Origin of the sequence: Mesorhizobium sp. M8A.F.Ca.ET.207.01.1.1, assembly GCF_004794715.1 — a bacterium.
Lineage (GTDB): Bacteria > Pseudomonadota > Alphaproteobacteria > Rhizobiales > Rhizobiaceae > Mesorhizobium.
Genome location: NZ_SRUS01000005.1, coordinates 452,182 through 473,459, shown reverse-complemented (window position 1 = coordinate 473,459; position 21,278 = coordinate 452,182). Strand labels below are relative to the sequence as shown.

20 protein-coding genes are annotated in these 21,278 nt (G+C 64.5%); 6 read left to right on the top strand and 14 right to left on the bottom strand.

Annotated elements, in window-relative coordinates; genetic code table 11:
* Positions 1 to 7: 7 nt before the first annotated feature.
* From EN850_RS17720 to EN850_RS17705, 4 genes are all read right to left on the bottom strand, one after another.
* Entirely contained in the window at positions 8 to 994 is a 987-nt protein-coding gene (locus EN850_RS17720) for an ABC transporter permease (protein ID WP_136091903.1), read from the bottom strand.
* Positions 982 to 2,022 carry an ABC transporter permease gene (locus EN850_RS17715; RefSeq protein WP_136091902.1) on the bottom strand — a complete coding sequence of 347 codons (1,041 nt, stop codon included), beginning with the start codon at positions 2,020 to 2,022 and terminating at the stop codon, positions 982 to 984. The genes EN850_RS17720 and EN850_RS17715 overlap by 13 nt, the downstream gene beginning before the upstream one ends.
* Positions 2,022 to 3,539 (bottom strand): ABC transporter ATP-binding protein, encoded by a 1,518-nt coding sequence (locus EN850_RS17710; RefSeq protein WP_246689233.1) that lies wholly within the window; start codon positions 3,537 to 3,539, stop codon positions 2,022 to 2,024. Before EN850_RS17710 ends, EN850_RS17715 begins: the two co-directional genes overlap by 1 nt.
* Before the next feature lie 169 nt (positions 3,540 to 3,708).
* Entirely contained in the window at positions 3,709 to 4,713 is a 1,005-nt protein-coding gene (locus EN850_RS17705) for a BMP family ABC transporter substrate-binding protein (protein ID WP_136091900.1), read from the bottom strand.
* Positions 4,714 to 4,968: 255 nt separating this feature from the next.
* On the opposite strand from EN850_RS17705, the gene EN850_RS17700 reads away from it, so the two are divergent.
* Both EN850_RS17700 and EN850_RS17695 read left to right on the top strand, forming a co-directional pair.
* Entirely contained in the window at positions 4,969 to 5,553 is a 585-nt protein-coding gene (locus tag EN850_RS17700; RefSeq protein WP_136091899.1) for an amino acid synthesis family protein, read from the top strand.
* Positions 5,550 to 6,134, top strand: coding sequence for an amino acid synthesis family protein (locus EN850_RS17695; protein ID WP_136091898.1), 585 nt, complete (start codon positions 5,550 to 5,552; stop codon positions 6,132 to 6,134). Before EN850_RS17700 ends, EN850_RS17695 begins: the two co-directional genes overlap by 4 nt.
* A 202-nt stretch (positions 6,135 to 6,336) precedes the next feature.
* Here EN850_RS17695 and EN850_RS17690 read toward each other — a convergent pair whose 3' ends face one another.
* From EN850_RS17690 to EN850_RS17680, 3 genes are read right to left on the bottom strand one after another with little or no spacing between them, the layout of a single operon-like run.
* Positions 6,337 to 7,530, bottom strand: coding sequence for an amidohydrolase family protein (locus tag EN850_RS17690; protein WP_136091897.1), 1,194 nt, complete (start codon positions 7,528 to 7,530; stop codon positions 6,337 to 6,339).
* A 41-nt stretch (positions 7,531 to 7,571) separates the two neighbouring features.
* Positions 7,572 to 8,120, bottom strand: coding sequence for a MarR family winged helix-turn-helix transcriptional regulator (locus EN850_RS17685; RefSeq protein WP_136091896.1), 549 nt, complete (start codon positions 8,118 to 8,120; stop codon positions 7,572 to 7,574).
* 44 nt (positions 8,121 to 8,164) lie between these two features.
* Positions 8,165 to 8,809 carry an isochorismatase family cysteine hydrolase gene (locus EN850_RS17680; RefSeq protein WP_127276138.1) on the bottom strand — a complete coding sequence of 215 codons (645 nt, stop codon included), beginning with the start codon at positions 8,807 to 8,809 and terminating at the stop codon, positions 8,165 to 8,167.
* Positions 8,810 to 9,043: 234 nt separating this feature from the next.
* Between EN850_RS17680 and EN850_RS17675 the strand changes: the two genes are divergently transcribed.
* On the top strand, positions 9,044 to 9,898 hold the full coding sequence (locus EN850_RS17675) for an NAD(P)-dependent oxidoreductase (RefSeq protein ID WP_127870484.1): 855 nt from the start codon (positions 9,044 to 9,046) through the stop codon (positions 9,896 to 9,898).
* Positions 9,895 to 10,701, top strand: coding sequence for an SDR family NAD(P)-dependent oxidoreductase (locus tag EN850_RS17670; RefSeq protein WP_127870485.1), 807 nt, complete (start codon positions 9,895 to 9,897; stop codon positions 10,699 to 10,701). Before EN850_RS17675 ends, EN850_RS17670 begins: the two co-directional genes overlap by 4 nt.
* A 120-nt stretch (positions 10,702 to 10,821) precedes the next feature.
* On the opposite strand, the gene EN850_RS17665 is transcribed toward EN850_RS17670, so the two are convergent.
* From EN850_RS17665 to EN850_RS17635, 7 genes are all read right to left on the bottom strand, one after another.
* Positions 10,822 to 11,892 (bottom strand): Gfo/Idh/MocA family oxidoreductase, encoded by a 1,071-nt coding sequence (locus tag EN850_RS17665; protein ID WP_136091895.1) that lies wholly within the window; start codon positions 11,890 to 11,892, stop codon positions 10,822 to 10,824.
* Between the two features lies 1 nt (position 11,893).
* Positions 11,894 to 12,787 carry a carbohydrate ABC transporter permease gene (locus EN850_RS17660; RefSeq protein WP_136091894.1) on the bottom strand — a complete coding sequence of 298 codons (894 nt, stop codon included), beginning with the start codon at positions 12,785 to 12,787 and terminating at the stop codon, positions 11,894 to 11,896.
* Positions 12,787 to 13,722 carry a sugar ABC transporter permease gene (locus EN850_RS17655; RefSeq protein ID WP_136091893.1) on the bottom strand — a complete coding sequence of 312 codons (936 nt, stop codon included), beginning with the start codon at positions 13,720 to 13,722 and terminating at the stop codon, positions 12,787 to 12,789. Before EN850_RS17655 ends, EN850_RS17660 begins: the two co-directional genes overlap by 1 nt.
* Entirely contained in the window at positions 13,719 to 14,657 is a 939-nt protein-coding gene (locus EN850_RS17650; RefSeq protein ID WP_136091892.1) for a sugar phosphate isomerase/epimerase, read from the bottom strand. Before EN850_RS17650 ends, EN850_RS17655 begins: the two co-directional genes overlap by 4 nt.
* A gap of 93 nt (positions 14,658 to 14,750) precedes the next feature.
* A complete protein-coding gene (locus tag EN850_RS17645; RefSeq protein WP_136091891.1) occupies positions 14,751 to 16,103 on the bottom strand; it encodes an extracellular solute-binding protein in 1,353 nt (450 codons plus the stop codon).
* A gap of 259 nt (positions 16,104 to 16,362) precedes the next feature.
* A complete protein-coding gene (locus tag EN850_RS17640; protein WP_136091890.1) occupies positions 16,363 to 17,646 on the bottom strand; it encodes an FAD-binding oxidoreductase in 1,284 nt (427 codons plus the stop codon).
* A gap of 129 nt (positions 17,647 to 17,775) precedes the next feature.
* Positions 17,776 to 18,879: a histidinol-phosphate transaminase gene (locus EN850_RS17635; protein ID WP_136091889.1), complete on the bottom strand. Its 1,104-nt coding sequence runs from the start codon at positions 18,877 to 18,879 to the stop codon at positions 17,776 to 17,778.
* A 216-nt stretch (positions 18,880 to 19,095) separates the two neighbouring features.
* Here EN850_RS17635 and EN850_RS17630 point away from each other — a divergent pair, with 216 nt between their 5' ends.
* Both EN850_RS17630 and hisD read left to right on the top strand, forming a co-directional pair.
* Positions 19,096 to 19,869, top strand: a complete 774-nt coding sequence (locus EN850_RS17630) for a glucose 1-dehydrogenase (RefSeq protein WP_127870488.1) — start codon at positions 19,096 to 19,098, stop codon at positions 19,867 to 19,869.
* An 84-nt stretch (positions 19,870 to 19,953) separates the two neighbouring features.
* The gene (hisD, locus tag EN850_RS17625) at positions 19,954 to 21,276 is read left to right on the top strand and encodes a histidinol dehydrogenase (protein ID WP_136091888.1); all 1,323 of its coding nucleotides are present in this window, start codon (positions 19,954 to 19,956) and stop codon (positions 21,274 to 21,276) included.
* The last annotated feature ends 2 nt before the right edge of the window (positions 21,277 to 21,278 follow it).

Below are 21,278 nucleotides of genomic sequence, written 5' to 3'. Positions count from 1 at the left end.
AATTCCTTCATTGGGGATTTTTGTCGGCGGGGGCGCTGTTCCTGTCCACCGAAAGCAGTTTCTGCATCGATGCCAGCGTCTCCTTGATGATTTTTGGCCGCGCCCGGTAGGAAAGTGCGAACAGGGCCGTCAGGGCCACGACGTAAGGCACGGTCAACACCAGATAGGACGGAAAACCAAAGGTCTGCAGGCGCAGCGAGAAGGCGTCGGCGAAGCCGAACAGCAGGCAGCCGGCCAGAACCTTCAGCGGATCGCCGTTGGAGAAGATCAGGATCGCCACCGCCATGAAGCCGCGGCCCGACGACATGTTCTCGGTGAACATGGTGATGTAGCCGAGTGACAGATGGGCGCCGGCCAGCCCCGCCAGCAAGCCGCACAGCAGCGAGGCGGTGTAGCGCACGCGGGTGATCGAGATGCCGAGCGCCTCGGCGGCCTCGGGCTTCTCGCCGACGACACGGATGTAGAGCCCGAGCCGGGTGCGGTTGTAGAACAGCACCAGCAGCGGCACGGCGATGAACGCGACATAGACGATCGGCGTGAATCCCGAGATCAGCGGTGCCCATGAACCAAGCAGCGCCTGCGCACCGGGTATCTGTACCTTGGGCAGGCCGACAATGCCGTGACCGACGATCGATCCGCGCGTGCCGAAGATCGCCTTCATCAGCGAGATCGTCATGCCGCCCGCGAGGATGTTGAGCGCCAGCCCGACGACCACTTCATTGGCCCGGAACGTCACAACCAGAACGGCGAAGGCGAGCGCGAACGCAAGAGCCGCGGCGACACCGCAGGCGACGCCGGCGAAGGCCGAACCCGTCCAGATCGAGCCGATGACGGCGAAGAAGGCGCCGGCCAGCATCTGTCCTTCGAGACCGATGTTGAAGATGCCGGCCTTGGTGGTGAACGACCCGCCAAGCGCGACCAGCAGAATGGGCGCGGTGGTGCGAAGCGTCGCCGCGATGAGCGCGACATTGATGAGCTTGTCTAGAATTTCCATCGCCGCTCCCCCGCCTGGCTGTCGCCGCGGCGCCTGACCAGAACCTGCGCCGATACGCTGAGGATGATCAGCGCCTGGATCACGGTGATGATTTCGCGCGAGGCGGTGGTATCGACCTCGAGCAGCAGCGAACCGCTGCGCAGCGCGCCAAAGAACAGTGCCGTGACGATGGTGGCGACCGGCGAGCCGTTGGCGAGCAGAGCGGCGATCAATCCGTCGAAGCCGAAGCCGGGAGCAAAGCCTTCCATGAACCGGTGATGCACGCCGAGCGTCTCGACGCCACCGGCCAGTCCGCCGATGGCGCCCGAAAGCAGCAGGACGACAAAGCCCTGGCGCTTCACGTTGACGCCGCCATATTCGGCGAATTTCGGTGCTGAACCGACCATCGTCACGCCGTAACCCCAACTGGTATAGCGGAAGACCAGCGCGGCACCGACCGCGAGCAGCAGGCCGATCGCCAGCCCCCAGTTCAGCCGCGAGAATGAAAAGATCTCCGGCAGATAGGCTGTCGCCAGGATCGGCGGGGTCTCCGACCAGCCGCCGGGCCGCTTGAACAGGAAGATGGTGAAATAGGAGGTGAGCAGCACGGCGATGTAGTTCGACAGGATCGTCGAGACCACTTCGTTGGTGTTGTAGCGGGCGCGGAAATAGGCGGGGATGGCGACCCAGGCGGCACCCGCAACGATCGCCAGCGCCAGCGCCGCCAGCGTATGGATGCCCGCCGGCAGGGAAAAGGTGAAGCCGACCCAGGCGGCGGCAAATCCGCCAAGGAAAAGCTGGCCCTCTATGCCGACATTGAACATGCCGCCGCGCAGGCCGATGCAGGCGGCGACGCCGCAGATCAGGATCGGTGTCGTCTGCAGCAGCGTGCCGGCAATCTTCACCTGATCGCCGAAGGCGCCGCGCAGCAGCGTCATGAAGACATGGACCGGGCTTTCGCCGACCATGACGATGATGATCGCCCCCAGCAGCAGGGCAACGCCAACGGCGATGACCTGACCGGAAACGGCGCGCAAACGGTCACTCATCATGCGGACTCCAGCTCAGGCGACACGCCCGCCATCATCATGCCGATCCTGTCCTCGTCGGCATCGTCACCGGCGACTTCACCCATGATCCGCCCGTTGAACATCACCAGGATGCGGTCGGCGAGTGCCGCCAGTTCGTCGAGCTGCACGGAAATCAGCAGGATCGCACGGCCGGCCGCGCGCTGGCGCATGATCTCGTCGTGGATAGCCTCCTGGGCGCCGATGTCGACACCGCGCGTCGGCTGGTCGATCAGCAGGAAATCGGCACCGTTGGTGAATTCGCGCGCCAGCACGACCTTCTGGATGTTGCCGCCCGAAAGCCGCTTGACGGGATCGCCAGACCCTTGCGCGCGAATATCGAAGCTCTTGATCAGCGCTCCCGCATTCCCGGCGATCGCCTTCCAGTCGAGCACGCCGCCGCGGCTCCACGGCGAACGATGCTGGCGGCCCATCAGCGTGTTTGCCGCGATCGACGCGTTGCGATCGACCCCGCGCACCATGCGGTCGCCCGGAACATGGGCAAGGCCCGCCTCGCGTATCGCGGCGGGGGAAAGGGAGGTGAGGTCCTGGCCCTTGAGCCATGCCTCGCCATGGCTTGCCGGTCGCAGGCCCGAGAGCACCTCCGCCAGTTCCGTCTGCCCATTGCCGGCCACGCCCGCGATCCCCACCACTTCACCGGCGCGGACGGTGAAATTCACGTCGCGAACAGCCGGCAGCCGGCGGTCGTCACGCGCCCACAGGCCCTTGACCTCAAGAACGGCTTCGCCGTGCAGCGCGGCGCGGGGCCGACGGTCGAAACTGACCTCGCGGCCGACCATCATGCGCACCAGTTCGTCCTTGCTGAGTTCCGATGTCGGACGGGTGGCCACCTTCCTGCCGTTGCGCAGCACCGTCACCGTGTCGGACACCTCCATCACCTCTTCCAGATGGTGCGAGATGAAGATCACCGTCATGCCTTCGGCCACGAAACTGCGCAGTGTCTGGAACAGTTCACGGCTTTCCTGCGGCGTCAGCACGGCGGTCGGTTCGTCGAGGATGATGGTGCGGGCGCCGCGCACCAGAACCTTGAGGATCTCGATGCGCTGCTCGATGCCGACCGAGAGCAGTCCGACGCGTTCGGTCGGGTCGACAAGCAGCCCGAAACGCTTCGACAAGTCACGCGTGCGCGCGATCTGCGCCGCATGATCGATCAGCCCGCGACGGCGGATTTCCATGCCGAGAAAGACGTTGTCGGCGACCGAGAGCGAAGGCACCAGCTTGAAATGCTGATGCACCATGCCGAGGCCGGCCCTGATGGCGGCGGCCGGGTCGGCCATCACCGTCGTCTCGCCGTTCAGCCGGATCGAGCCCTCGTCGGGCTGAAGCAGGCCGAACAATATGTTCATCAGCGTCGTCTTGCCGGCGCCGTTTTCGCCGATGATGGCGTGAATCTCGCCGCGGCGCACGGCAAGGTCGATGCCGTCATTGGCAATGAAGGTGCCAAAACGCTTGGTGATGCCCGTCAGCTCGACGGCCATTGCGGCACTGCTTTGTGGGGTCGCTGACCCCGGCGCGTTCGACACGATGCTCTCGCAGATTAGGGGCTCTCGCAGATTGGGGACCCTCGCGGGTTACACGCTGATCCGTCGCGGCAGGGCGCGACGGATCAGCTTAGCGCTTTCTTGGGAGAGATGCGCTGGTGCTGGCTTATTTCGCCTTGGTGATCGCGATCTTGCCGTCCACGATGCCCTTCTTGATCTCGTCCAGCTTGGCGGTCACGTCAGCCGGGATCTTGGGGGCGATATCGTCGCACACCTTGAACTCGACACCGCCCGAGGCCAGGTCGAACGTGCGGGTGCCGGCAGTCACCTTGTGGCCACCGACCTCGTCCTTGATCAGCGTGTAGACGGCGATGTCGCCGCGCTTCAGCATGCTGCCGAGCACATTCCCGGGAGCCGAGCCGCACATGTCGATATCGACGCCGATCGAATATTTGTCGGCGGCGGCGCTTGCCTGCATCACGCCTTCACCCGTGGGGCCGGCAACGTTGTAGACGATGTCGGAGCCCTGGCCGTAAAGCGCCTGGGCAAGTTCGCTGCCCTTGGCCGGGTCGTCGAATGTTCCGGCGAAGACCGAGTTTACCTTCACATCCGGCGCGGCGTGCTTGGCGCCCTGTTCGTAGCCGCCAAGGAAGTTGCGGATCACCGGGATGTCGCGGCCGCCGACGAAACCGATTGCCTTGCCGTCGCCGATCTTGGGAAATTCGCTGCCCTTGGCCTCGATCATGCCGGCCAGCGCGCCGGCGACGAACGAGCCCTGCTCCTCGGCGAAGTTGGCGTAGATCATGTTGGGATTGTCGAGCACGCCGTCGATGAACACGAAGCGCTGGTCGGGATACTCCTTGCTGACCTTCTGCAGCGAGTCCACCAGCTCCCAGCCCATCACGAAGATGAGGTCGTACTGTTTTCCCTTGGCGAGGTTCTCGAACTGCTCCTCATAGTCGAGAGCACGATTGCCGGTGTCGACCAGTTTGAGGTCGATGCCGAAATCGGTCTTGGCCTTGTTGAGGCCGTTGACGATCGAAACGCCGAAACCCTGTGCGAAATATCCCGAGATGGCGGCCACGGAAACCTTGGACTGTGCGGCGGCCGATCCCAATGAAATGGCAAGCATCGTGCCGGCCAGAAATAAACTCTTGAGCGCCCTTGTCATGTCATTCCCCTTCAGCTTTTTCAGCTTTTGAAGCCACGCTTTGACCATCCCCCATATATCGCCGGAACACCGGCGAGTTCGTTGATGGTCATATGAGTTTATGAGCGCCCAAACAGGCTGTCAATCGTCCGCCGGTGCAGTTTTCTTGGCGCTTTGTGCGCATCGCCGATGTCGGCGCTTGACAAACATCGGCGATGCATAATTGTTGGTACTCTAACGAGTTTCATTAGAATGACGGGACGAAGGAAACGCGCCATGCCGGCTGTTGTGGTCAGGAAATTTCTGGTTCAGGTCGAGGAGATCTTCCATGAGGGCGGCCCCCTCGCGGCGCGCCCGCCCAAGCGCGGCGCGATCGTGGCCGTCATCGCCAACCCTTTCGCCGGACGCTACGTGGAAGAGATCACCGGATTCATGGAGGATCTGAAGCCGCTCGGCCTCGACATGGCGCGACGCCTGATCGATGCCATGGGCGAGGGGGTCGCCGCCATCGAAGGTTATGGCAAGGGTGCCGTCGTTGGCGCCGCCGGCGAACTGGAACACGGTGCGCTGTGGCACAATCCCGGCGGCTACGCGATGCGCGAGCTTCTCGGCGACGCCAGGGCCATCGTCCCCTCGACCAAGAAGGTCGGTGGTCCCGGAACGCGCATCGACATTCCGATCGCGCACATAAACGCTTCCTATGTACGCAGCCATTTCGACGCCATCGAGATCGGCGTTGCCGATGCGCCGCGCAGCGACGAGATGGCGGTCATCCTGGCGATGACCACCGGCGCGCGTGTTCACGCCCGTGTCGGCGGCCTGGCAGCGGCGGACATCAAGGGCGAGGACGGATTGCGATGAACCCGGAAATCCGCCGCATCATCACCGTCGTCGAGGAGACCCTGATCGAAGGCGGCCGCCCCGTCGATCCGCCGACCCGGCGCGCCGCGGCGATCGCGGTGATCCGCAACCCCTACGCCGGGACTTTTGTCGAGGATCTGTCGGCGCTGAGCGCCGTTGGCGAGGCGTTGGGCGACATCCTGCCGAGGCGGGCCGTCGCCGCCCTCGGCATTGCCGGCGATCAGGTCGAGAGCTTCGGCAAGGCCGCCGCCGTCGGCGCCGACGGCGAGCTTGAACACGCCGCCGCCATCCTCCATCCAAAGCTCGGCGCCCCATTCCGCGACGTGCTCGGCAAGGGTGCGGCGCTCATTCCGTCCTCCAAGAAGCGCGGCGGCCTCGGCGTGCCGCTCGACATTCCGCTCGGCCACAAGGACGCGGCGCGGGTGCGCAGCCATTTCGACGGCATGGAGGTCCGCGTTCCCGATGCGCCGCGCGCCGACGAGATCGTCGTCGCCATCGCCGTCACCGATTCAGGCAGGCCGCATGCGCGTGTCGGCGGGCTGACCACGGACAAGATCGTCGGCAAGGACGGCGTCAGCTAGAGCAGTTCACCGTTTCACTGAAACGCCGAACTGCAATAACTCTTTGTTTCGACGCAATTCCCAAGGGCAAGCGCCACGCGCTTGACCCGGGAAAACCGCTCACACCTTTCCTGGAATTGCTCTAGCCGATGCTGATATTCAGATGATGCCGGGCCTGCGAGCGGCTCGACATGACCTCAATCTCAGCACGGCCCGGACGACCTCAGGCGGCCCGGATTTCCGGCACCCGCATCGCCGGCGGGGTGTTGCGGCTGCGGCCGGTCCGCACCTCGCCATCGATGACCACCATGCCGATGCCCGGCAAATTGCCGAGCGTCACGCTGTCCAGCAGCCCGTCGCCGGCGCCCCCGATCGCCTGATCGATGAAGATGAGGTCGGCGGCGCGGCCGACCTCGATGATGCCCCGATCAGCCAGTCCGCGCACCCGCGCGGTGTTGCCGCTGGCAAGACAGAACGCCACTTCCGGGGCGATGCCCCCCAGCGATGCCAGCATTGTCAGCGTCCTCAGGATGCCGAGCGGCTGCACACCCGATCCGGCCGGGCTGTCGGTGCCGAGGATGACGCGCGAAAGCTCGCCGCGCTGCCTTGCCAGCTCGAGCACGAACAGTCCGGTGCGCAGGTTGCCGTTGTGGACGATTTCCAGCGCCCGCGAGCCGTTCTCACAGATCCGCCGGATCTCGGCTTCGGGCAGTGCCGTCGGTCCGCCGTTGACATGCGCGACGATGTCGGCGTCGACCTCCAGCACGACATCGGCGCCAATGCGGCCGGAGCCGGGCAGGGATGGACCGCCCGTATGGGTCATCGAGGTCATGCCGTATTTGCGCGCCCAGCCGATCATCTGCCGGCCGGTCGGACCATCCTTGACGCCGCCGAGCCCGACCTCGCCGACAAGCGTCACGCCGGCTTCGGCGAGGGCATGGAAATCCTCCTCGACCAGGCCGTGCTCCAGTATGGGGGCGCCCGCCAGGATCTTCATGCCGTTGGGGCGGAAGTTGGAGAAGGTGCGCTGCGCCGCGATCGCCAGCGCCTTCAGCCCGACCAGGTCGCGCGGGCGGCCTGGCGTGTGGACCTCTCCGGCCGAGATGATTGACGTGACGCCGCCATGCACGGTCGAATCCATCCAGCCGATCTGGTTCTGCCGAGGCGTCCAGTCGCCCGCGACCGGGTGAACATGGTTGTCGATGAGCCCCGGCGCCACGGCGCAGCCCATCGCGTCGATGATCGTCGCCGCTTTGCCGTCGTCGACCTCGCTTGCCTTGCCGATGGCGCTAATGCGCCCGCCGGCAACGACAATGGTGTCGGCGTCGATGATCGGCCGGCCGAGGTCACCGCTCAGCATCAGGCCGATGTTGCGGACGACGAGCGTGTTGGCAGACGACTTGGGGTCGGACGACATCGGTTCTCACTTCTGCTGGTATGGAAAGGTCCGGACGCGGTCTATTTGCCGCTGTCGCCGTTCGATGGATCGTCGTCGTTGATGCGCTTGAGCAGGCGAAGCAATGTCGCCTGCTCGGCGGGCGAAAGCGGCGACAGGAAGCGCCGCCCAACCTCGACGCTGCGTGCGAGCCGCTCGAGCGTGTATTCGGTCCCCTTTTCGGTCAGTGCGATCATCGACAGGCGCTGGTCGGTGTCGGAAGCGCTGCGTGTGATCAGATCGTGTTTCAGCAGCTTGCGCATCACGATGCTGATGGTCGACGGGTCCATCGCCGTCAGCCGGCCGAGGTGGTTCTGCGAGACCTCGCCATGCTTGAGGATCGTGGCAAGCGCGGCGAACTGGGTCGGCGAAAGGTCTTCACCGGCCATGACCTGCTGGAAACGCAGCGTCGCGCGCTGATGCGCCTTGCGGATGACGTGAGCCGGATGGAGGTCCAACGCGTATCCGGTCTGCGCGTATTGCTGCAGCACCTGCTCGCGGCTCAGCGGCGGCGCCTTGCCGCGCTGCCGCTTCTGTGTCGCGTCTTTCTCGGATTTCTTTTCGGTCGTCAAACCGGACTCCTGTTGCCTGTCTTGGATGTTGCTCACTCCAGGGCTCAAGCCGCAACTTCAGCCGGTTGCAGTGAGGCTCCATCGCGAAGAGCCGCGACGACATCAGCCGAACCGCTGACCACGCCGAAATGAGTCGCTATATCGTAGAGCGAGCTTTCCTGCTCGCGCGGTCCCGTCGCCGCGCAGCAATCGCTCGGCACCACCACTTCATAGCCCTGGAAAAAAGCGTCGTGGACGGTCGAGCGCACGCAGATATTGGTGACCACGCCGAATATGACCAGCTGGTCGACCTGCATGTCCTTGAGCGTCAGGTCGAGGTCGGTCTGAAAGAAGGCCGAGTAGCGGCGCTTGATCACGTGGATCTCATCGTCGCGGGCACCCAGGTCCTCGATGATTTCAGGTCCCCAGCTTCCTTCCACGCAATGCGGCGTGCGCTTCACCCATTCGCGCTCGCGGCGCATGCCCGGCCGGTGCGCGTCGTGAACCCAGATCACCGGGACGCCGGCGGCGCGCGCAGCCTCGATGACAGCCAGTTGGGGTGGGACCAGCGTCTCATAGCCAGGCAGGACCATGGCCCCGCCGGGCTTGCAGAATTCATTGACCATATCGATGACCACGATCGCCGCACGGTGCCGATCGAGGCGCATCGCGTCGTCGTGCCGGTGCGAGGAAAAGACGTCCACGGCCATGGCGGTCTCCTTGGGTCGATCGTTGATGCTCATACAAAAAACCCTGGCGAATGCCAAGTCAATCCCGTTCGACGCAAAGCGGTGACCGCCAGCCTTGCGCACGTTGGTCGCACCAGCGTATGCGCTATTTGTCCGGCGCGACATGGCCTTGACAAGAGGTGGCAATCATGTGCTCGATTTGTATGACCATCAATGATAGTCAGATCGCCAAGTTTGCCGGCCGAGGGCTGTGATATGAAGACAATCATCACCGGGGCCAGCGGTCTGCTTGGGCGCCATGTGGCCGAGGCCCTGGTTGCGGCCGGCCACGATGTGCTGGGCATCGACGCGGTGGCGCCCGCCGGCGCGGCATGGCGGCACGCCACCGCCGATCTGACGGATCTGGGATCGACCCTGCAGCTGGTACGCGATTGCGATGCCGTGGTGCATGTGGCGGCGATCCCGCGCCCAACCGGGCGGGCCGGCGGCGAGGTGTTCAAGACCAACATCGCGACCGCCTACAATGTCGTCGAGGCCGCTGCCCTGGCCGGCGCCAGGCGCCTCGTCTATGCCTCGTCCTTCAGCGTCTTCGGCTATCCCTTCTTCGAGAAGACGGTCATTCCGCCTTATCTGCCGGTCGATATGAACCATCCGGTCGGTGCGCAGGATCCCTACGGCCTGTCGAAATGGCTGGGTGAGGAGATCGTCGACGCCGCGGTGCGCCGCGGCGCGTTTTCAGCCGTCAGCATCCGCATGCCGTGGATCCAGACCCCGCAGTCCTTCTTCGCCGGCGTCGGTCCTCGCCGCGCCACCGCCGACAGTGCCCGCGACCTGTGGAGCTATCTCGACGCGCGCGATGCCGGTCAAGGCTTTCTGCGGGCGCTCGAGTGGCAAGGCAGTGGCCATCTGCGCGTCCTGCTCAGCGCCGCCGACACCTTCATGGAGGAGGAAAGCGAGCCGCTCGTGCGCCGGGTCTATCCAGCTGTCCCGCTGTCGCGGCCGATTGCCGGCTTCGGTTCGGTGCTCGATACGGCCCATGCGCGCGAAACGATCGGCTTCGAGCCGCGGCACTCATGGCGTTCCTATCCAAAGCCGGAGACCCAGGGATGAAGCGGTTCGACCGGAAGAAAGTCCTCGTCACCGGCGGTGCCGGCGCCATTGGCAGCGCCGCGGTCCGGCGTTTTCTCGACGAAGGCGCGCGGGTCGCGATCGTCGACCGCAACGGCGCGGCGGCGCGGCAACTGGCCAGCTCGCTTGGCAAAAAAATCATCGCCATCGAGGCCGACGTCACCGACGAGAACAGCGTGCGCGGCGCCGTCGAAACGGCCGTCGAGGCCTTCGGCGGGCTGGATGTGGTGTTCAACAATGCCGGGATTTCCGGTGTCGTCGCTCCCGTGCACGAGCTGCCGGTGGAGGATTGGGACGCCGTCATCCGCATCAATTTGCGCGGTATCTTCCTCGTCTTGCAGGCATCGCTCCAGGCCATGATCAAGGCCGGAACCGGCGGCTCGATCGTCAATATGGGATCGTCGATGGCCGGTTGGGACGTCCTGTCAGGCGGCGCCGGCTATGTCGCGTCGAAACATGGCGTGGTCGGACTGACGCGGGTCGCGGCGCTCGATGCCGCGCCTTACGGCATCCGGGTCAACGCCATCTGTCCGGGTGTCATCGAGACGACGCTCGGCGTGCCGGCTTCTGGGGAGGGCGATTTCAAGAGCAGCGTCCAGCATTTCGCCGACCGGATTCCGTTGCGCCGCATCGGCCAACCGGACGATGTCGCCGCGGCGGTGGCTTTCCTCGCCTCGGACGAGGCAAGGCACGTCACCGGCGTCGACTGGCTGATCGACGGCGGCCAGACCCTGCAGAGTTGGGCCAACGCGCCGGCCGGCGACACGTTTCCGAAGGTTCGCTGAAGCAATTCCAGGAAAAGTCTGGCGGTTTTCCCGGGAAAACCGCGTAGCGCTTTCCCCCGGGAATTGCCTCGAAACAAAGGGATGGAACCGGTCGGCGTTTCCGTGAATCGATGGACCGTTCTAAAGCCGCTTTGGCGGCATCGCCTGGATGATCTGGACGGCCAGGTCGAGATCGGCGAGGCCGCCGGAAAGCGGCGTGCGTGGCTTTGCTGCGGCCAGGATGCAATCGGCGAAGTGTTGCCATTCGCGGCGAAACGAGGTGTCGGGGAGTCCCGGTATGACGCGCTCCGATGCCGTTTCGCCCGTCGCCTCGCGCAGGCGCACGGTTGCCGATGCATTGCGGTAATAGGGATTCTGGAACTCGATCCGCACCTCCTCGCGCTCGCCATGCACGTGGATCCACTCGTCCCACCATTCATACTGGGCGAGTGCCATGTCGAAGAGGCAGGGGACGCCGCCATAGTCGAGCACGGCCAGCAACTGGTTCGGGCCGGTCTGCCGCGCATGGACCACGCGATCCGGCGTGCCGAAGGCGCCGCGCATGACCGCGAGGTCGTGGCTGCTGAGGCCGAGCAGCAGCAGATAGAGGTCGCGGTAGCCGGCATGATCGGCGCCGAGTGCCGCCTCGACGCGTCGGGCGACCGCGTCGCGTCCCGCCGCAAGGACGTCCGCGGGCACGTCGCCGATGCGTGTCTGCGTGTAGAGCTTGCCGTAGCGGTCGAAGCGGCCCGCAAAATCATGGACATGGATGGATTTCGGTCGGCCGATGGCGGCGATGCGCTCGAGCCCGGCCTCATAGCCTGGATCGTAGAACTTCATGTAGCCGACAAGGGCGACAAGGCCGCTCCGCTCCGCCTGTTCGACCAGCGGGCGGGCCTCCCGCGGCGTGAAGGCGAGCGGCTTCTCGACGATCAGGTGCTTGCCGGCATCGATCGCGTCGGCGACCATTTCGCCATGGTCGTAGGTGCAGATCACCACCGCATCGACATTGGGATCGGCGAGCAGGGCGCGATGGTCCGTGTAGCGCGCGCTGACGCCATAATGGTCGGCGACCGTTTCGACCGTGCCCGGCGAGATGTCGCACAGGGCGGCGATGCGAAACGCCGGCAGTTCCATGAGATATGGCAAATGCATCAGCTGGGCGATCTCGCCGCACCCGATGACGCCAACGCCGATAACGCGATCCTGCATGTCAACCCTTCACTGCCCCGGCAGTCAGACCGGCGATGAACTGCCGTTGCATGGCGATGAAGACGACGATCACCGGCAGTGTCGCGATCGTCAACGCGGCGAAATAGAGTGTCCAGAGCGAATCATACTGCTGGAAGAAGGAGACCAGGCCGAGCGGGATGGTCTGCACGGAGGGGTCGCGCAGCAGCAGGAAGGCAAGGAAGAAATCGTTCCAGATCTCGATGAAGCCGAAGATCACGATCAGCGCGACGCCCGGCCGGATCAGCGGCAGCATGATGTGGATCAGGATTTCGAGCCGGCTCGCGCCGTCGATGCGCGCGGCGTCCTCGAGATCGGCGGGCAGCGTGACGAAGAAGCTGCGCAGGATGAAGACCGACAGCGGCAGCGACGTCGCCGCATAGACGAAGGCAACGCCGAGCCGGTTGTTGATCAGGCCAAGGTCGCGCGCCACCATGAACAGCGGAATGGCCATCACTTGCGGCGGCACCAGCATGGCCGCCACCGCCACCGCGACCATCAGGCCGCGCCCGGGAAACCGCAGCCGCGCCAGGGCATAGGCGCAGGGCGTTGCCACGGCGACCAGGATGATCAGGGCCGAACCGGTGACGAGGATGCTGCTGAAGATGCGCGACCCCATGCCGGCGATGCGCCAGGCATCGACATAGTTCTGAAACACCAGGCTCGACGGCGGGCCCCAGATGTTGCTCAGCATCTCCTGCTTGGTCTTGAGCGAGCCGAACAGCACCCAAAGCAGGGGATAGAGTGTCTCGATGAGCACCAGGGCGAGCGCGGCGTAGAGGCCGGCGACTTCCAGCAGGCCGCGCGCGCCGAGGCGCTTGGGACGGCGGCCCGCGTCATCGTGCAGGATGGGCGAAGGGTTGGCCGCGCCGCTCATCAGACGTCCAGCCTTTGTCGGCGCATCAGGGCGAGCAGGCCGACGCTGACCAGCCCGACGATCAGGAACAGCACATAGCCGATCGCCGCGGCATAGCTCATGGCACCGTCCTGGAAGGCCTTGCTCATCATATAGGTGAGCACCACTTCGGTGGCGTGGTTCGGGCCGCCCTTGGTCAGCACATAGACGATGTCGAAGTTGCGCACGAAGGCGCCCGAAAGGCCGAGAATGGTGTTGATGAAGACGATCGGCATCATCATCGGGATGGTGACGTGCCGGAAGCGCTGCAGCGGACCGGCGCCGTCCATCTTGGCCGATTCATAGAGTTCCGAAGGGATCGTCTGCAGCCCCGCCAGATAGATGACGGCATGGAAGCCGAGCCATTTCCAGACGTCAACGACGATGATCGAGTAGAGCGCGATGTCGGCGTCGCCGAGCCAGGACTGTTTCAGGCCGCCGAGGCCGAACAGATCGAGCGCGCCGTTGAGCAGGCCGAAGACCGGGTTGTAGATCCAGGACCAGAGCAGACCGACGGCGACGAAGGACATCGTCACCGGGACGAAGGCGGCGGCGCGAAAGAATGCGCGCCCGACCAGCGCCCGGTCGAGAAGCAGCGCCAGCCCGAGGCCCAGCACGTTCTTCAGGACGACGACGGCGACGACGAAGATCAGATTGTTGCGCAGCGCGCCGAGGAAGATGCGATCATGCGCGAGGCGTGCATAGTTGGAAAAGCCGGCCCAGGTCGGATCGGAAAACCCATCCCAATTGTGCAGGCTGAGCCAGAAACCGTTGACGAAGGGCCACAGGTAGAAAAGGCAAAAGAGGATCGCGGCGGGCAGGATCATCAAGAAGGCGACCGCGCCGTCCCCGGCATCGAAGCGCCAGCTGCCGGAGGGGCCTGAAGCGGGAGCCGCCTCTTGTGATCGCGCGATCATGCGGCCCTGGCGCCTTGCGGTGTCAGCACCAGCCCGAGCGTGTCCCTGACATAGGCGATGCTTTCCAGCGTGCTTTGCTCCGCCGTCTTCTTCGACGCGTCCAGTTCGATGATGGCGAGGCCGTCGTAGTTTGCCTCCAGCAGGACGTCGACGATGCCGGCAAGGTCGACAACGCCGGCGCCGAGTTCGCAAAAGGCACCGTAGCGGTCATAGCCCTTCAACGCCGGATCGACCCTGGTGTCCTTGAAGTGCATGTAGCGCACGGCCGACATGTAGGTCCTGACCGCGTCGACCGGATCGGAGTTGGTGTGTGCAAGATGCGCCGGATCGATGCAGAGGCCGGCGAGATCCCTGTCCAGTTCGTCCATCATGCGGTCGAGCTGGTCGCGCCGCTCGATGAAGGTGTCGAGATGCGGGTGATAGACCGTCTCGATGCCGAGGTCCTTGGTCCGCCTGCCGATATCCTCCAGGGCCCGGCAAAAGGCGCGGTAGTCGTCGGCCGTGTGAGGCCCGGCCATGGCTTCCGAGGGGCCCCCGCCGAGAACCAGGACTGGTGAGCCGAAACCCTTGAGCATCCTGGTCAGCGCCACCAGCACGTCACGCTCATAAGGCCAGGCGACCGGATTGGTGAAGATCGCGTTGACGTAGAAGGAGGAGAGCTTGATGCCATGCTCGCTCTGACCTTCCGAAAGCAGTGCGTAGCGCCGCAGGATGTCGGTGTCGGTGGTGACCCCCATCGGCGGCTGGTTGCCGAGCTGCATGTATTTGCGGGCGTACTGGTCCGAAAGGCTGGTGAAGGCGAGGATTTCGAACCAGCCAAACCCTTGATCGGCCAGGAACTTGATGGCCGGCCTGAGCGGAAGGCCGGTCAGGTCCCAGCTGTTCAGATGATAGCCGATCGAGAAGCGCTGCCGTTCGGCGCGAGTTTGCGTCATATTTTCTCTCCGATGAGCGAGGCTGCCCGCAGCGGGCGGCCCCGGTTTGTCACGCCGCGCAAATCAGCTTGGCCGGATGGGCGTGCTTTGCGCTTACTTCGGCGGCCAGTTGCCCTGGGCCTTGAGGTCGTCGAAGGTGGTCTGGATCGAGGCGGCGGCATCCTCGGGCGTCGTCGTCCCGCCGACGATGCCGGCGATGGCCGAGGCAGTGGCCGTCGCGACTTCCGACGGCCAGATCCAGTCGAGGAACTTGATCGTGCTCGGGAAGGCCTGCTTGCGCAACTCGACCGCATAGGCATCGTCGACCTGCGGGACGCCTTTGATCGAGGCGGCGATCGGCTGCTCCGGTGCAAGATAGAGCGTCGCGACCTCCGGCCTTGTCAGATATTCGATGAACTTGACCGCCGCATCGAGCTTCTCGGGCGGTATCGAAGAGGAGACGCACATGCCGTTGTCGGCGCCGCCGCCATGGCCTGGCGCTCCCGGCGTTCCGTCCATCTTCGGGAAGGCAAAGACACCCCATTTGAACGTCTTGACGCTGGTTTGCAGCGAGGGGATTTCCCAGGTTCCACCATAGTACATGGCGCTCTTGCCGGCGGCGAAGGCGGCCCGCATTCCGTCCTGGTCGACCGAAAGCGAATCCTTGGAGAGGATACCGTCGTCCACCCACTGCTTGATCAGCTTGAACCCTTCGACATCGGGCGCGTCGGTGAACTTGGCCGTGCCTTCGAGGTTCTTCTGGGTCTTGCCGACGGCGTCGCCCGAGGCCTGCGAGAAGGTCTCGAAGTACCACATCGGCCACATCACGGTGTTCGAACCCTGATGCAAAAGCGGGATCACACCTTCAGCCTTGAACTTCGGCACCGCTGCCTTGAGGTCGTCATAGGTCGGCGGAACCGGCACGCCGAGCTTCTGGAAGAGGTCGACATTGTAGAAGATCGTCGATGTCGAGAGCGTCGAGATCGGCACGCCGTAGACCTGGCCGCTGATGGTGAAGGCGCCGAGCGCCGCGGCGTCGATACGGTCCTGGAACGGCTTGATCTTGTCAGTGATCGGCATGACCAGCTTGCGCCGGACATAGGCGCCGTTGGTGTAGAAGGCCGGGCAGGCGATCAGGTCCATTTCCTGGTTCGCCAGCTTGGCGGTCATCAGGCGCTGGATCGAATCGGTCTGCGGCCCTTGCGCGTCCCATTCGACCGCGGTCACGTCGGGATTGGCCTTGAGGAAACCGTCGATGACCTGCTGCTGGATCTTCTTCTGTTCGTCCGGCGGCTGGCGCGGCGCGAGTTCGTCAAGGGCCGAACCGCCGAACACCTTGAGCGTGATCCCGTCGGCATGGGCAATGCCTGGCCCTGCGATCAGGCCGAGGCCTAACAGCGCGGTGGCAAGGATGGAGTTGGCGGGGCTTTGTTTCGAACGATGGGTCACTCTCTGCTGAACAGGCATCTGGCTCTCCTTTTCGCCAATGCCGAGGGGCAACCTCGGGACCAAGATCGTTGATGGTCATATGATCTTGGTCGCCTGTTATGATTTTTGTCAATCGGCAAGTGTGCCTATAATTTGGCCGGTCGGCAGAGGCGCCTGAAGGAGCGAAAAATGGCCCGGCCTGGCGTTCGCCTATGAAAACGACGCTCGAGCAAAAACCGATCGCCGCCTTGCCGGCTTGGCGATCCCACGGGCCGTCAGGCCGGGCGGGCTCTTCTCGTCAGAGGCCGAATCGGTCCTTCACCCGGCCCGAAAGGATCGCCGCCTTGACGCCAAGCGGCCAGAAGCGATGGAACCGGATTGGCTTCAGCCCCGATATCGGCATCGGGAAGGGCGTGGTCGCGTCGCCGCGAAGGCGATTTGCCAGCGCATTGCCCATCGCAGAGGCCATGGCGACGCCACGGCCATTGTAACCAAGGCAAATCAGGATGCCGTCCTCCGGCTCGTGAACGTGCAGGAGATGATCCTTGGTGATGGCGACCCGGCCGTTCCAGCCATGTGTCCACGCGGTTCCAGCAAGCACCGGCCAGAGCCGTAGCGCATAGTCGGTAAGGTAGCGGATGGCGGAAGCATCGCCGATGGGTCTCATCGGTCCCCGGCCGCCCATGAGAAGCCGGTTTTGCGCATCGACGCGGTAATAGACGGTGATATTGCCGGCTTCGTAAACGACGGGCCTTTGAGGGAGGATTGCGGCCGCGACCGTTGGTGACAGCGGTTCGGTCGCCGCGATGGCGCTGAACACCGGAACGAGCGACTGCTCCAGGCCCGGCCACAGGTCGCCGGTATAGCCGTTGGTCGCGACAAGGACCTTCTCGGCGCTGACAGAGCCGTCTGCCGTCTTGAGGACCCAGCGTCCGGCCTGCCTGTTCAGCGAGAGGACTTCGCTGCCGCCGAATATCCGCGCGCCGGCCTTCCGCGCGGCGGCAGCCAGGCCGAGCGTGTATTTCAAGGGATGAAGGTCGCCGCCGCGGGCATCGAACATGCCGGATATGTATCTGTCGGTGCCGGTTCGCGCCGCCATCGCCGTTGCGTCGAGCAAGCCGACCGGCATCCCCCGCCGCTTGCATTGCGTTGCCGTGGCCCGCACCGCGGCTGCCGGCTTCGGCCGGATGGCCGCGCGTATGGTGCCGTTTTGCCGGGCCTCGCAATCGATCGACAGGCGCTTGATGAGGCCGAAGGTGAAATCCGGCGCACCGTAGGAGAAGTCGATCATCCGCTGCCCGAGATCGGGGCCGAACATCGCCTCGATCGTGTCGGGATCGTATTTGAGACCGGGATTGACCTGGCCGCCATTTCTGCCCGACGCCCCCCAGCCCGGCTGATGGGCTTCGAGCACGCAGACGTCGTCGCCGGCTTCCGCCAGGTGCAAGGCGGTGGAAAGGCCTGTGAAGCCACCGCCGACGATGGCGACCCTTGCCCTGTGCGCCCCGGAAAGGGCAGGGTAATTGGCTGTGCCGCCGGCCGTATCGCGATAGAGGCTCCTGGGCGGGCTGCTTGCGGGCATGGACGAGGCTCTTACGACAAGGCGGCTGGCTTGAGATATCTGGCTTTCAATTGCCCGATATCTTGCGCGCGCGGCAGACCCAGACTTTGGTGTCGGGTACGCCAGGCAATTCTGCGTGGCGTCGGGAAATCACAACAATTGCGACAGGGCGGCCATGAAGTGGTCGTTCTCCGACGGCGAGCCGATGCTGACGCGCACATAAGTGTCGAAGCCTGCCTGTTTCCATGGCTTGACGATGACGCCGTTCCGCAGCAGCCCTTCGACGAAGGCAGTGGCATCTTGCCGGCAGTCGAAGAACAGGAAGTTGCCTCTGGACGAAGCGACTTCGAGGCCCTTGCCCGCCAGGAAACGCTCGACGCGTGCCCGCTCCGTCCTGGCCAGCGCGACGACCTTGGCCAAGTGCTCCTCATCGGCGAGCGCCGCAAGCGCGGCGGCCTGCGCGACGCCATTGACATTGAAAGGCGTGCGCACCCTGTCGAGCAACGCGCGCAATTGCGGGTCGCCGACAATGCCGAAGCCGATCCGCAGCCCTGCCAGTCCGAACGCCTTGGAAAATGTCCGCAGCACGATCCAGGGTTGATCGCGTTTGCTCAGACAGGGCAGGGACGAGACATAGTCGTCGCCTTCGGCATATTCGGCATAGGCTTCATCCACGACGATCAGCGTCTCGTCGCTGACAGCGTCCAGGAGCCTCGACAGATCGCCGCCGGAGAGCCAGCTGCCGGCCGGGTTCATCGGATTCGAGAACAGCAGCATGCGAGGCCGTTCGCGCACCGCCTCGATCAGCGCGTCGAGATTGATGCTGAGATCGCCGTTGACGGTTACACGGTTGACGCTTGCACCCATCAGCGTCGCATAGTCCTCGTGCAGCGGGAACGATGGATAGAGCGTGACGACGACGTCGCCGGGCCGCAGGACGGCACGGCTGATGACGGAGAGGAGATCTTCCGATCCGTTGCCGAGGATGACCTGATCCTCGCCGGCCGCATGTCTGGTGGCGATGGCCTGCCGCAGTTCGCGCCCGGCCGGATCCGGATAAAGGCGGAACATTTCGGAGCCGCCCTGCATCATCTTGGCCAGGGTCGGGCTAGGGCCGATCGGGTTTTCATTCGAGCCCAGTTTGGCGATCCTGGCCGGGGCGTATCGCAGCATGACCTCGGCGATGGTCAGCCCGGAATTGTAAGGCGACAGGCGTGTGACTTCGGTGCGGACCATGTCTGAAGCGTTGGACATGTCTGGTCTCCTCCATCGCCGGCCGATTATTGTCGCCAGACAAACCTCGAACAATCGCCGCCCGTGGCATCTCGTATTAAAGAGCCAGCTATGTGGTCGCGCGTGCGGCGGACGACGTCACCACTATCGCACTCGAGGCTGTTTGTATATGCTTGTATATGTAAGTCGATCTGATAGTCTCCGTGCCACGCAACCGGAGCGGCCAAGGAGGATCACATGCGCAACGCTGCTCTTTTCGACCTCTCTGGCAGGAAGGCGCTGGTCACCGGTGCCAGCCGCGGCATTGGCCGCAGCATCGCCGAGGCGCTGAGCGCCGCCGGCGCCGACGTCGCGGTCACGGCGCGTAGCGTGGACTCGCTTGATGAGACAGCGGCGGCCATTCGCGCGGGCGGCGGGGTTGCGCACGCCATTGCCCTTGACGTGACCGATGTCGGCCAGTGCCGCGCGGCTGTTGCCGAGGCAGCCCGCCTGCTTGGCGGCCTCGACATTCTCGTCAACAATGCCGGGGTGGAAGAGGTCCGGCCATCGCTCGATGTCGACGAGGCGCTGTGGGACCGGATCGTCGACACCAATCTCAAGGGGGCGTTCTTCTGTGCCCAGGCGGCGGCGCGGCAGATGCGGGATGCTGGCCGGCCCGGCGCCATCATCAACCTCTGTTCGCTGACCTCAGAAGTCGGCATTCCAACGGCGGTGCCGTATGGCTCTTCCAAGTCGGGTCTGCTCGGCATGACACGGGCTCTCGCGGCGGAGTGGGCGCAGCTTGGCATCAGGGTCAACGCCATTGCCCCGGGCTATTTCAGGACGGCGATGACGGAGGTGTTTTACGGCAATGAGGCATGGCGGCAATCCATGCTCGCCAAGATTCCGCAGCACCGTTTCGGCGATCTGCGCGATCTGCACGGCATCGCCGTGTTCCTTGCCTCCGATGCCGCCGCCTACATAACCGGCCAGTCCATTCCGGTGGACGGCGGGTTCCTTGCCTCGGTCTGACGTAGATCGCCGATGTTTCGAATTGAATGTCTTGCGCAGATGTGACCGGTCGGCACATTGCGCTCTGAACTGAAGGAAAAATCCATGTCCGACATCAGCTTCCACGATCTGTCATCCCTCGATGCCACTCGGCGGGCCGGGCTGCTGAAACGCGCCGAGGGCGATCTGTCGGTCTTCATCGAAAAGGTTCGTCCGATCATCCAGGCGGTCAGGGACGAGGGTGACGCCGCCCTGATCCGCTTCGCCAGGGACCTCGACAAGGCCAATGTGGCCGAAGGCGGACTGAAGGTGTCGGAAGCGGAGTTCGACGCGGCGTTCGACAAGGTCGAGAAGGATGTCGTCGAGAGCATCAGGTTCGGCATCGACAACATCCGGCATTTTCATGAAGAGCAGAAGCCGGAAACCATGTGGCTCAAGGAAGTCCGCCCGGGCGCCTATGCCGGCGACAGGTACACGCCGATCGCCTCCGTCGCGCTTTACGTGCCGCGCGGCAAGGGCGCCTTTCCGTCTGTGACGATGATGACGTCGGTACCAGCCGTCATTGCCGGCGTGCCGCGGATTGCCATCGTGACGCCGCCAACCCCGGATGGTTCCGTGGACGCGGCCACACTGGTCGCCGCTCGTCTTGCCGGCGTCCAGACCGTGTACAAATGCGGCGGCGCCCAGGCCGTCGCCGCGGTCGCCTACGGCACCGAGACGGTGAAGCCGGCACTCAAGATCGTCGGCCCGGGCAGCCCCTGGGTGGTGGCAGCCAAGAGCGTTCTGTCCTCGATCATCAACACGGGTCTGCCGGCCGGACCGTCGGAAGCCATCATCTTTGCCGACGACAGCGTCGACGGCGGCCTTGCCGCGCTCGATTTGCTAATCGAGGCCGAGCACGGGCCGGATTCCTCCGCCTATCTGGTGACGCACAGCCGCAAGGTTGCCGAGGCCGCCCTGGCCGCTATCCCGCAGCACTGGTCGCGCATGACCGAGCAGCGTGTGGAATTCTCGCGCGCGGTGCTGACGGGAGAGCGCGGCGGCATCGTGCTGACCGGGTCGCTGGAAGAGTCTTACCGCTTCATCAACGACTATGCGCCCGAACATCTCGAGATACTCTCGAAGGAGCCGTTCGCGCATCTCGGCCACATCACCGAGGCGGCGGAAATCCTGATGGGTCCGCACACGCCGGTGACACTTGCCAATTTCGTCCTTGGGCCGAATGCGGTGCTGCCGACCAGCCGCTGGGCGCGCACCTATGGGCCGCTCTCGGTGACGGATTTCGTCAAGCGCTCGTCGGTTGGCTATGTGACCTCGGCCGCCTATCCGGAACTGGCGCTGCATGCCCGCCGGCTCGCCCGCTACGAGGGCTTCAGCTCGCATGAAAACGCGGTTTCGGAGATCCGCGACCGCTATCTCGCCGGCTGAGG